This window comes from Lysinibacillus sp. 1 U-2021 (assembly GCF_029916965.1).
GTDB classification, from domain to species: domain Bacteria; phylum Bacillota; class Bacilli; order Bacillales_A; family Planococcaceae; genus Lysinibacillus; species Lysinibacillus capsici.
Window position 1 is genome coordinate 3,887,475 of record NZ_CP123966.1, and the last position, 11,851, is coordinate 3,899,325.

Below are 11,851 nucleotides of genomic sequence, written 5' to 3' on the forward strand. Positions count from 1 at the left end.
CGTTCCGACAATCAGCCTTCGTAGTGACGCATGAATAAATCTTCGAGCGTTGGCGGTACAGATTCGATTTTTATCACACCTAATTTGGTTGCCTCGGTCAGAATCGTATTCATCGCTTCATTGTCAGCAGAAAAAGTTGCTTTGCCGTCTTTTTGAACAAAATCATGCACGCCAGAGAGCGTCGCAAGTTTCTCAATATCGCCTTTTGTCACCAATGTAACTGTTGAGCGAGTCAAATGACGCAATTCATCTAATGTACCTGTTTCAACTACTTCTCCACGTCGAATGATTGCTACTTTATCTGCTAATCGTTCAACTTCACTTAAAATATGTGAAGATAATAGAATCGCTTTGCCATCATTTTTGATTTTTTCTACTTCTTCTTGGAATACTGCTTCCATCAATGGATCTAGTCCTGAAGTCGGTTCATCTAAAATATACAGATCAGATTCAACTGAAAGTGCAGCAATCAAACCGACTTTTTGACGATTTCCTTTAGAGTAACCTTTGGCTTTTTTCTTTGGATCAAGTTCAAATCGTTTGATTAAATAATCACGCTTTGCTTTGCTCCCGCCGCCATGAAGTTTGATAAATAGATCAATGATCTCTCCACCAGTCAGGCTGCCCCAAAGAGCAACATCCCCAGGAACATACGAAATTCGTTTATGGATTTCTAGACTATCTTTCCAAACATCTTTTCCGAATATTTGGACATCTCCTTCGTCTCGGTTGATGATTCCTAGCAGTGTACGAATCGTCGTTGACTTTCCTGCTCCATTTGGTCCGATAAAACCAACAACTTCACCGGCGTTTACTGTGAATGAGACATCTTTCAACGCCTGGAATTTACCAAATTTTTTTTGCAAGCCTTGTACTTTTACAATTTCTGTCATGGTACATAACTCCCTTTTCTTTTGACATGATTTTATAACGAGCTTTCCAGTCTGAACAAAACGCACCTTTTTTATGAACCAATACAATACGTATCGTTCATAAAATACCCCTTTATACTTTGTTTCAAACCAAAGTTCTTTTACAGCTCCAATAATATTCTTTTTTATTTTAACAGTCAATAAAAATAATTTTAAATTTAAACCTATGATTCCATTGTTAGTTCGTATTATTTCCTATATAATATATACGAAGCTATTTTTGAACTATGATAAACAAAAAGTTCTTTTTTATAGAAAGTAGGTATTTTTAATGGATGGTTTTGAACGAAGAACAGAAGAAAAAAAGAAAAAAGTTTTACGAGCTGCTTTTGATCTGATGAATACAGATACGGGAATCGAGAATTTAACGATCGATGCCGTAGCCAAAAAGGCCAATGTAGGAAAAACTTCTATTTTTAAATATTTTGGCAGCAAAGAAAAGCTCATTCATGAAGTCTTTATCCGGTCAATGGATGAAATGGGGGAAAAAGCTAAAAAAATCATGGAGAAAAATGCATCATTTGAAGAAACTTTGATCGCCATGAGTCAAAATAAAATCGATTACCTCGAAAAAATCAATAAACAATTTTACCTAGATTTAATGAGCTATTACACTAAAAAAGAAGACAGCGGCTTTACCCGAATGATGGAAGCTTATACAAAGCAAAGTTTTGGCATTATGTTGGATTTATTCCATCGCGGGCGTAAAGAAGGAAAAGTCGATTTAAAATATTCAGATGAATTTTTGATGTTGTATTTTCAAGCCATGATCGAAGGCATCTCTAATCCGCAGATTTATGAGAAAATCCTGCCTTATACAGCGGAATGGACTGAGCTGTTGGTAAAAGGAATCGCTCCGAGACAATAGTTTTACGAACAACAAAAGAAGAAATACTCGCCGAATCCACAAAAAAATAAAATGTATGCATACAAATCAGAATCGATTCATCTGCTAGGTGTATTTGAGATACATATTCACAACTAAAATGTGATGCAATTGTCTCAGAGACAGCCGCTTCTCACAGATTGATCGTAGTCGGCTTCTTTTTTTGTAATCTTTAGGGGCTTTATACCAAGCATATTTTTTAGGTGAATATCGGAATTCTAGGGCTTTTATATCTTCTTTATATGGTTTTGTATTACCTGTTAGTCATATAAATGTTCCTACTACTTCGATTGCTACGCCGTCCATTTTTAGATTGAACAATTTATTAATAATATCCTTAAACTGTTCGGGTGTTTCTGTTGTTTCTTTGGTGTAAGTTTCACCGTCTTTATTCTTATGAGTGTTTTTAAGTTTGCTAAACAGTTCGTCATATTCATTGTTCAAAGTTTTCATTTCTTCTTCATTCCCTCCACAATCGGGGTGTAACTTCAAAGCTAACTTTTTGTAGGCTTTTTTCAATTCTTCCAATGTTTCAACGTTTTTAATGTATTTCATTTTTATCATTCCTTTTCTTTTTGATTTTTGGCTTTTTGACAACCATTTTTGTTAGGCGTTTGAGGAAATGTTTTTATAAAAAAAGAGTAGTTACCGTTTTTTGGTAACTACTCTTTTCCTTTTTTAAGGTTTAAATACCTGGAAGTTTAGGTGTTTTGGGTATTGGTGGTGTAGGTGGCTGCAAGCTTTCCATTTTTTGTTGAATTGCTTTAAATTCAGGGGTTTCTTGGTGTTGATTTTGAACCATTTTTTGCTCTATTCTCTCCAAAGTCGGTTGAATTTCTTTCCCTGATACTTTACGATTTAATTCTCTTTCTAAGGTCTCTTTCGGACTAATGGAAGGCGTTTCTAAGCTTGAATAGAGTTTCACTCCTTCTCTATTGTAAAGCCTTATATCGCTAAATAAGCCCGTTTTATGAAGGGTTTCTAAATTGGTCGGTAAGTTTTTGACAACAATATCATGCGCTTGTTTTGGTGTTGCCCTGGCTGTCATTGGATCATCTGCATACATAGTTTCATACCGTTCAATTGTTCCTAAATATGAGTTGATTTTAGGTACTGCCATGACATACATTTTTGTTTCATAATCTTTGGCTTGAAGCATTGTTGCGGTTTGAATAGGAACGTCTGTTGTTCGTCCTGTACCTTCAATCACTAAATTATACCCTTTATCTCTCAAACGGCTTATGATCGCTTCTGTCATGCGATTAGAATAAGGGGTAACGTATTTTACTACGTCTTTTTCATAAAGTTTCACTAGTTCATCAAAATTAGGGTGCTGTTGTTTGAACGTATCATTATCAATGATAACAACATTTCCTTGTGTCTCTTCGGAAATTGCCGATCGCAAACTAGTTTTACCTGATCCTGGTTGCCCACCAAGTAAAAAAGCGGTTGGCGATTCAACCGCTAGTCTATTTTTAGGGTTCTGTTGCAAAGTTTCCGATAAGCTCATTTTGAGGTAAAATAATTGAAAAAGATAGCTTGGAGGAATGAAGATGACTCAGTTCAAAGGAAAACAATTTCAAAAAGACGTGATTATCGTAGCCGTCGGCTACTATCTTGCAGTGATTGCAGGACGTTACGGGTAATGGCTGTTGCAGATTCAGCATTTTGTACAGCCTCATCAGCACGTTTCTTTTCGTGCTGATATTTGCTGTAGTAGTGGTTGGCAGACCAGATGAAAGAACCGATGACAGTAAAGATGAATGCAGAGATAGCCAGCTTATAGCTCAACTTCATTTACCACCCCACCAGCCTCTTTAAACCGGGAAATCAGGTCACCGATTTTATGTTCATACTGACCGTAACCTGCACCAGGTAACGACGCCCAGATATTGCTGCAACGATCGATAGCCTGACGAATATCGCCGCGATCAATCATCGGTAAAGCGCCACGCTCTTTAATCTGCTGTAATGCAACAGCATCCTGGCTTTTAGGAGAGAAGTCTGTCAGCCCTAACTGCTTGCGGTAAGCATCCCACCAGCGCGAAAGAAGTTGATAACGGCCTGCAGCTGTTGATTTGAGTTTCGGGTTTAGCGTGACAAGCTTGCGAGGGTGATCGGAGTAATCAGTGAAGAGTTCTCCACCGACAATAACATCATAACCGTGGTTACGTGTCGGTTGTCGCCCGTTATCCGTTCCTTCTGACCATGCCACCATATCGAGGAAAGCTTTACGCTGGGAATTTAGTACCTGCATAAATTACTCCTTAGAGCCACCAAACTTATTACCGATTACTCTCATTGCAGCCCCACGAATAGCATCGACCCCGATCAGCCCAACGCCGCCACCAATGGCAACAGAAAGAGATTTAGGCCATCCGACATACTCAAGAACGGATGCAAAAGTCAGCGTCAGAGCACCACAGAGCAAAATCTCGAGCGTTTTTCGTTTCCAGCCACCACCACCGCCAAAATAGGCAATGCGCAAGCCAGCCATAACGATCGACATAATCACTGCGCCCAGCGGTGTGTCTCCACGCCACCAGCTCTGGAGCAAGTCCAGCCAGGTATTTGGGTTATGAGGCATTTGTAGTTATCTCTCACCTCGCTGATACAGCAGGTGCAAATTGAGGGAACATCATGTACAGCAAATTAGAAGCGGAAACGTCAAAGAAGCCGAACCAATGGATAACTGCGGAATAGACTAGGACCAACGAATCCCCAGCCCCAGAAACGACAAAACCCGCTCGACGGCGGGTTTAAGCTGTGTGGCGAAGTAACCACTCTTAACACGATACAATACTTTTTGCGTACGCGTTAGTGAAAAATATATACTATCAAGCACCATCAGTTAACCTTTGGTTCTGCTGAACTAAAAACAGCAATCAGTATTAGTGCTCGTATAAGGAACAGATATGCTCTTGGGAGATAATGAACGTTTCATGATCAAATGCCAGGTTACTTTAAAGAAGTATCCTAATGACGCACCTGACATGCCTTTAGTAAACTGTATTCCTGTTTTAAAAAATCGCTATAACAAAGGAGAAGCTGTTTACGAATTAAACAAAGGACGTTCTGTCATAAGATTGCTATCCATAAAAGACGATGAAAATTACCTGAAATTGCTTTTTCAATATATAAATAAAGATGCTTCTGATCCCGCCTTTTCCAACATAAAAACTGGTGAAACCAGAATTGAGAAAAAGCAAAATGATGAAGGTATGGGGTACTCTGCTCATGTGCTTATCAAAAAAAGACCGAGCGACTCATCATTCCAAGATTGTTATGAGGCAATTTTAGAAGAAGTTCCGGGCATTACCAGAGGTTTATTAGCCCAAGCTTTAACTTATTTCCTGCGAGAAAATAATTTTTCCTTTATCCGTTCAGGAGGGAAAAAAGAACTTAAGTGCAGACCTATTTTCGACATTGATTTTTTGGCTGCAACAACACTTGAGCAATCTCTATCCACTGGTTATTTATGTGGACTTACTGCTACTCGTCGCTTTAAAGATAACTCTTTAGATGATGATGGCACAGTAATGGTTGAAGAAGAAACACTAAAGCTATCAACAAAAATACGTCGCGGAGAGGGTGCAATTAAGGCGATTAAGTCTGCATATGACAAACTTCGTGGTAGAAAGTATACAATGTTAAGAATTTCTTATAAAGACAAAAATAAACGCGTTTCATCAGATCTTGTTTCCATCGGAAAAGAAATGAGCTTACAGGAACTCGCAACAGCACAATTGGCACAACGTGAAAAAGCAGTGTTGGCATCAACAATTGCCGTTTGCCAAACAGCATTTCACGAAGAACTTCTCGCAAAAATGCAAAACTTTATGTTAAAGTGAAGGCATGGAAAACCTGTCAAAAGGAGGCATATATGTATGTTTTATCTAAGGTTTTTACACCTATAGACTACCTACGCATAAAGCATCCTGAGAAGCGATTTTTTGACTGGGTTTTACCCATTTTCACTGCTGCAATTATTACTTTATCCATCTATTACTTACCGAAAACCATCTCACTTCTCGGGAAGGATAGTCTTGTGTCTTTAGTAAACGGGATACTTCAAATACTATCTGGTTTTTACATTGCATCTATGGCTGCAGTTGCAACCTTCAGTAAGGATGGTATGGATGAAGTTATGCATGGCATACCTCCGGTATTAAAAGGTAAAAAACTTACAAGGCGTAAATTCCTCACTTATCTATTTGGTTATTTAGCGTTTATGAGTATCGCGCTGTATTTCGTTGGAGGCGCACTTCAACTAACCAGCGCAAGCATCAAGGAGTTACACCTTTCATCATATCCACTAGTGAAATCATTACTTTTGTTTATTTATTTAAGTACCATATGCAACATTATATACACAACGGCATTAGGTATGTATTTTATGATAGACAAAATGCATGATGAAAAATCGAAACTTATAATTAAAGATAAAGAATGAGGCTTACGCCTCATTCTTTTTAGAACTCAATCAAACAAATACATCCTTCAACAAACCCCAAGGCAGTCTGCAATTTTTTCCTAACTGTGCCATCTGAACATCTTCTCTTCTTGGCAATAGTGCGTAATGAGATACCAATGACAAAGTGAGCTATGATTAGCTCATATTCCTCTGGTTTATACTTTCTCAACCGAGCCACACAACTGTCTATCATAATGCCTTCGTCATCATCACACTGAATCCGGGACTTTTTGCCATGAGGTAAAAGCCCCTTGAAGCCTGCTGCTATCGGCTGCCAGTCCACGCCACTGTTATCTGCTGCAGCCCATGCTCCCCAGCGGTCCAATACTTCATACATATCACGCATCAACTTTCTCCACAAAATCAGGCCAGCACGCCTATTGCCAGTGCACGATCGATAAAACGAAATATCAGCTCCAGCTGGGAGCCATATTTCTCTTCAAATGCCACGGTATCCGCATGCAGCTCGTCGTGATGCTTTCTGCACAAAGGCAACACAAAGAGGTCATGCGCTTTTGTACCCATTCCACCCTGACCGTGGCCTATCAGGTGGTGGGGATCATCAGCAGGCTTTCCACAACATGCACACGGCTGTGTCTTAACCCAACGTGTGTACTTTTCATTAACCCAGCGGCGACGTTTTGGGCGTAACATAAAAGACTCCGGCGACTCCGGATCCACTTTCAGCACCAGCACCTTTTTCGCCTTACCCTGGATGATGCTGGTGGCAGGAACCGAAGGCACAAGGTCACTTTCCCGGGTGACAGACGGCACAACAGGCTTCGGTAATCTCAGTGCCTTACGGGCTGCACTTTCCGGTAAGGCATCCGCCAGGTCATTACGAATCAGCCACCAGCACAGTTCCGGCATTGTCACAACGTGACTATCATCAAAACCGAGATCCCGACGCACAACAGACAACACCCAGCGGGCACAGTTATCCGTTGCCATTGATTCCAGCCGTTCCGTGAACTGATCGCGCAGCTGGTTATCGCAGTGCCAGCACAGACGGATTGCGCCCGGCGCGTGTCGCATTGTTGTCATGTTCTCGCTGTGCCAGTCGGAATGAGGCCACTGGCAGCCTTTTTCACGAAGTAACCAGCTTTCAAGACATTCCACGCCACCAGCACGACGGATCACTGCCTCATTGCGGAACACGGCCCGAACGGCAGGATCATCCTTTAGGATTAACAAAAGAGTATAGCAGTCCAGATTTACGATTTGAAGTAGATGGTGCAAATGCTGCAAGAAGCTTTTTGCAACAATATCAAGTTCCAGAAGAGTCAATTCGTCTTGTCTGGGATGCAATAGCATTGCATACAACAGTTGGTATTGCAGAACATAAAGAATCTGAAGTATCATTACTGAATTCAGGTATATCTTTAGATGTTATAGGGAAAGGTTTTGAACAATTTCCAGCTGAATTGAGAGAAGAAATTGTACAAGCATTCCCACGTAATAATTTCAAACAAGACATTATTCCAGCTTTTTATGAAGGTTTTAAGCATAAACCAGAAACTACCTTTGGTAATATGAATGCTGATGTCGTTAAATTCTTTGAACCGAACTATAAACAAAAAAATTTCTGTGAATGTATATTACATTCACCTTGGAAAAATTAGCAAATCAATATTTAATTTTAAAGGTTTAGAACCTCTTTATAATATCATTTTTAATCACAGGGAGATATAAAAATTCATTTATATGTGCCCCCTCTTAATAAGTTATTTTAAAAAATTTAATTAGAAATAGTGCATAACCATTTTATTTAGTTTGTCTAGCTTTTGACATAATGGCAAGACATACTAATAATTATTGTAGTAATAGCATATTGGTTAATTTCCAATATATCCACTCAAGTAAAACATTGTAATAATAAAAATGTATTAAGCGGCTTGAGCTTAGAATTCTAAAGGGCTCAAGCCGCTTAATCATTTCTGTTAGCAATAGCGATTAAAACAATGAATATTGTCTTCAATCGCCAGTTTTCCCCCCTTGATACGACTCGTATATATAAATAATAATTCTTACACTCCAAAGTGCCCTAAAAGGATTCAATGGTTCCGTTAACAATACATCGACCAACACCTGATATACTTTGTGGCATACTGGCTGTGTCAACACTTTGCTTAAATTCCTTTGATTTATGTTGATTTTATAAAAAGTTTGATGCTCTCCTGAGTAGTTTTTTTATTTTTTAACCACTCTTTCTGTTGAAGCTCCTCAATTTTTCCAATGGCCCAATGTGTAGAATGTAGAAGGGACATTACTAAACTTGCACTAATTTAATATCCATAATCTTATGAATTGAATTATTTTTGCTTTATTAATTGTTCAACAAGTAGTTGAGATTTTAACCCTTCTAACCCATCCACGAGTGGTTGCTCATCATTTTGAATACAATAAATGAAATGCTTTACAGCATCTTCAAAGCCTCGTTGTTTTAATATTGTATCCCATGAAGAAGAAACGGTTGTAGAAATTACATTTCCTTCTTCGATTTCTGTTGTATTCATGTTTTTTACACGGATAATTGCTCCGTCTGTAATCAATTCTATTTGTTCTAAATTCGTTCCTGCTTTTCTATGCATAGCTGTGGAGAAAGATATATTTTGAGAGGATTCATACATATGCTGCGCATATAAAAGTTGATTTTCATCGTTCGTATGAACAGTTCCATACAACACATTAAGATCTCCATCACCCAGCCAACGTACTGTATCGACTAAGTGGAGATAATCATCTAACATTGTGAACCCATAAGAATAAGGACCCACACTATCTGTTCTGTGCTTTTCAACACGTACCCAAGCTATATTATTTGCTTTTTCCTTTGCTTTTACATACATAGGAGCAAAACGACGATTGAATCCAACCATAAGCTTTCTTCCCAATTTTCCACTTAATTCGACTAATTTTTCTGATTCCGAAATAGATGCTGCCAATGGTTTATCAACATATACATCTATTCCTTTGTAAAGTAGTTCCGAAACCACATTAAAATGTGATTCAGTGGAACTGTGTACAAACACGGCATCACACTCTTGAGCCAATGCTGGTAAGCTATCGAAATCTTTTATACGATACTGATTACAGATTACCTTTCTCTTCTCTCTACTGGGTGAAAATGCACCCGCAAATGTCCAATCTATTTCTTTAGAAAGAATTGGCAAATATGCTTTCTGAGCGATGCCACCCAGTCCTACCATTCCGATTCTAGGTTTCATCGAATTAATCATCCTTTATCATATTTTAATTTGGTATCAAAGCTATTTTAATAATTTTTCAAAGTATACATAACTCTTAATTTGGACCTGAAAATCTTGAAGAGTTTTATACTTATAATCCACACATTTAGAATAGGGCGCAATCCTTAGGTCAGTTGTTTACAATTAGTTTCTACACATCTTCAAAGCTCTCCTTTTAAAACTAATTATTCCTAAGGTCCCAACTTCTGAATAACTGGCTTAGGATCACCTGTATTTAATGAAGAGGGTAACGTTTTACTGTATTTATTTTCGGTCCCTACAGTTCAATTTACACGTAAGTGAAATAGAAAAGATTAAAATCAAATTAATCACGCATGCTATTCCCCAGTTAATTCCCTCTAACAAAATACAAAAGATGGGTATAGCCACTACAGGATTAGCTGTTTCTCAAATGCTAGGTGTGCCAATCGGTAGTTAAGTCGCCGAGTATCTATCGGTTTTGAAACTACATAGATCTGTTTTCCTATCTTGCGAGAAAAGTTATAAAAAAAGAAAGCCTAGTACAATAGAGCCAACTACATAAAGTACAAGTAGTTGGCTTTTTAGTGTCTGAAATTTGTTTTCTATGAGCATGCTAATATTTACCATAATTCTACCTTCCAGCAAGAAAATAAAATCTTAATTTTCTTTCCTAGAAGTAAAATTTTACTTTCTAAGAACAATAAAACTTATTTTTAAAGTGGGAAGCCCTCTTTAAAAATGAGGGCTTTATATGCTAGTACGTATGGTCAATGTTACAGGTGACCGTAACGCTTTTTTAATTTTATAAATTATTTTTCACTTTTTCTCTCTCAATCAACATTGTACCTTTTTCTTTTAGGTTTGTATGGAAAGAGAAAGCTTTTTCAAGAATGTGTGGAGTATGACCACCAACTTTCTCTTTTGCTTCTAAAAAGTAATCACGTAATTGTGGTCTGTACTTAGGATGTGCAATTTCGATAAGCTTTTCTGCTCTTTTCACTGGTGGAAGTCCTCGAAGATCAGCATATCCTTGTTCTGTTACAATTACGTCTACATCGTGCTCTGTATGGTCAACATGAGATACAAAAGGAACGATTGTTGAGATAGCTCCGTCTTTTGCTAGGGAAGAAGTTACAAAAATTGTAATTCTAGCGTTACGTGCAAAGTCCCCAGATCCACCAATTCCATTCATTACTTTTGTTCCGCTAACATGAGTTGAATTTACGTTTCCGTAAATATCTACTTCAATTGCTGTGTTAAATGAAATAACTCCTAGGCGACGAATAATTTCTGGATGGTTAGAAATTTCCTGAGGTCTGAACAAAACTTTATCTTTGTATTTCTCTAAATCTGCAGATAGTGAATCAACACGTTTCTTTGAAAGGGAGAATGATGTACCAGCTGCAAATTTAACTACACCAGCATCTATTAAGTCAAAGATCCCATCCTGTAATACTTCAGAAAAAACCTCGATATCTTTAAATTGAGAATTTTTCATACCATTTAGAACTGCATTAGCAACAGAACCTACTCCAGATTGTAATGGAGCTAATGATTCAGTTAAACGTCCTGCTTTTACTTCACCAGCTAAGAACTCTAATAAATTATTTGCAATTTGCTGTGTTTCTTCATTTGGCTCGAATAATGGTGAAGGAATATCTGGCTGTTCTGATAAAACAATTCCTTTCACTTTATCTGGATCAACCTTAATTCCAATTTCTCCAATTCGATCTGAAACTTTGTACATAGGAATCTCTCTACGCTCACCTTGATTCCCTAGTACAAGGATATCATGAAGTCCCTCGTACGCTTTAGGAGCAGTTGTGTTTAATTCAATGATAACATTTTCAGATTTTTCCACAAAAATAGGTGAATTTCCAACAGAACCAGTTGGAATAATATAACCTTCTTCAGTGATTGCAGCTGCTTCAATAATTGCATAATCAATTTTTCCTAATGACCCTTTTCTTATCTCTTCTGCAGTATGTGATACATGTTGATCAATATAGTATATTTCACCAGTATTGATTTTCTTACGCATTACAGGGTTACCTTGATACGGAACACGTAAGTTAATGATCCCAGCTTCAGCCATTGATTGGTCAGCAGCAGGTCCTAATGAAGCTCCAGTATATAGATTGATTTTGAAGTCTTCTGTCTCACCGCGCTTAGAAAGTGCAAGTGGAAATTCTTTCGGTTCACCAAAAAGTGTAAATCCACTCATTCCAATGTTCATTCCGTCTTCAATCCAAGAAGCTGCCTCCTCCGCAGAAACAACTTTGTCCAAAAACACTTTATTTCTGATAAATTGGCTTAAATCTTTTTCCAT

At 38.0% G+C, this 11,851-nt stretch carries 13 protein-coding genes and 1 pseudogene; 4 read left to right on the forward strand and 10 right to left on the reverse strand.

Features of this window, described 5'->3' with window-relative positions; all coding sequences use genetic code 11:
• Window positions 1-11 precede the first annotated feature (11 nt).
• Window positions 12-893, reverse strand: a complete 882-nt coding sequence (gene narA / locus QH639_RS20535) for an ionophore ABC transporter ATP-binding subunit NarA (protein ID WP_002326774.1) — start codon at window positions 891-893, stop codon at window positions 12-14.
• A 310-nt stretch (window positions 894-1,203) separates the two neighbouring features.
• Here narA and QH639_RS20540 point away from each other — a divergent pair, with 310 nt between their 5' ends.
• Window positions 1,204-1,800 (forward strand): TetR/AcrR family transcriptional regulator, encoded by a 597-nt coding sequence (locus QH639_RS20540; protein WP_002326773.1) that lies wholly within the window; start codon window positions 1,204-1,206, stop codon window positions 1,798-1,800.
• 282 nt (window positions 1,801-2,082) lie between these two features.
• Here the strand turns inward: QH639_RS20540 and QH639_RS20545 are convergent, their stop codons facing one another.
• The 5 genes from QH639_RS20545 to QH639_RS20570 form a co-directional block, all read right to left on the reverse strand.
• Window positions 2,083-2,373 (reverse strand): DnaJ domain-containing protein, encoded by a 291-nt coding sequence (locus QH639_RS20545; RefSeq protein WP_002326772.1) that lies wholly within the window; start codon window positions 2,371-2,373, stop codon window positions 2,083-2,085.
• Window positions 2,374-2,503: 130 nt separating this feature from the next.
• Window positions 2,504-3,310 carry a zeta toxin family protein gene (locus tag QH639_RS20550; RefSeq protein WP_104775490.1) on the reverse strand — a complete coding sequence of 269 codons (807 nt, stop codon included), beginning with the start codon at window positions 3,308-3,310 and terminating at the stop codon, window positions 2,504-2,506.
• A gap of 101 nt (window positions 3,311-3,411) precedes the next feature.
• Window positions 3,412-3,615 carry a hypothetical protein gene (locus QH639_RS20560; RefSeq protein ID WP_281116232.1) on the reverse strand — a complete coding sequence of 68 codons (204 nt, stop codon included), beginning with the start codon at window positions 3,613-3,615 and terminating at the stop codon, window positions 3,412-3,414.
• Entirely contained in the window at window positions 3,599-4,075 is a 477-nt protein-coding gene (locus QH639_RS20565) for a glycoside hydrolase family 24 protein (protein WP_001197773.1), read from the reverse strand. The genes QH639_RS20560 and QH639_RS20565 overlap by 17 nt, the downstream gene beginning before the upstream one ends.
• A 3-nt stretch (window positions 4,076-4,078) precedes the next feature.
• On the reverse strand, window positions 4,079-4,405 hold the full coding sequence (locus QH639_RS20570) for a phage holin, lambda family (RefSeq protein ID WP_281115164.1): 327 nt from the start codon (window positions 4,403-4,405) through the stop codon (window positions 4,079-4,081).
• Window positions 4,406-4,739: 334 nt separating this feature from the next.
• Between QH639_RS20570 and QH639_RS20575 the strand changes: the two genes are divergently transcribed.
• Together QH639_RS20575 and QH639_RS20580 are read left to right on the forward strand one after the other, a co-directional pair.
• Window positions 4,740-5,669, forward strand: coding sequence for a hypothetical protein (locus QH639_RS20575; protein ID WP_281115165.1), 930 nt, complete (start codon window positions 4,740-4,742; stop codon window positions 5,667-5,669).
• Between the two features lie 32 nt (window positions 5,670-5,701).
• Window positions 5,702-6,271, forward strand: coding sequence for a hypothetical protein (locus QH639_RS20580; protein ID WP_198406512.1), 570 nt, complete (start codon window positions 5,702-5,704; stop codon window positions 6,269-6,271).
• A gap of 19 nt (window positions 6,272-6,290) precedes the next feature.
• Here QH639_RS20580 and QH639_RS20585 read toward each other — a convergent pair whose 3' ends face one another.
• Together QH639_RS20585 and QH639_RS20590 are read right to left on the reverse strand one after the other, a co-directional pair.
• Window positions 6,291-6,638, reverse strand: coding sequence for an antiterminator Q family protein (locus tag QH639_RS20585; RefSeq protein ID WP_047653676.1), 348 nt, complete (start codon window positions 6,636-6,638; stop codon window positions 6,291-6,293).
• Between the two features lie 17 nt (window positions 6,639-6,655).
• Window positions 6,656-7,336 (reverse strand): DUF968 domain-containing protein, encoded by a 681-nt coding sequence (locus QH639_RS20590; RefSeq protein WP_348638164.1) that lies wholly within the window; start codon window positions 7,334-7,336, stop codon window positions 6,656-6,658.
• 131 nt (window positions 7,337-7,467) lie between these two features.
• Here QH639_RS20590 and QH639_RS20595 point away from each other — a divergent pair.
• Window positions 7,468-7,914 (forward strand): annotated as a pseudogene (locus QH639_RS20595) (phosphohydrolase); the annotation flags it as partial.
• 690 nt (window positions 7,915-8,604) lie between these two features.
• On the opposite strand, the gene QH639_RS20600 reads toward QH639_RS20595, so the two are convergent.
• Window positions 8,605-9,519, reverse strand: coding sequence for a Gfo/Idh/MocA family protein (locus QH639_RS20600; protein ID WP_131521447.1), 915 nt, complete (start codon window positions 9,517-9,519; stop codon window positions 8,605-8,607).
• 805 nt (window positions 9,520-10,324) lie between these two features.
• Window positions 10,325-11,851, reverse strand: coding sequence for a succinyl-CoA:acetate CoA-transferase ScpC (locus tag QH639_RS20605; protein WP_131521448.1), 1,527 nt, complete (start codon window positions 11,849-11,851; stop codon window positions 10,325-10,327).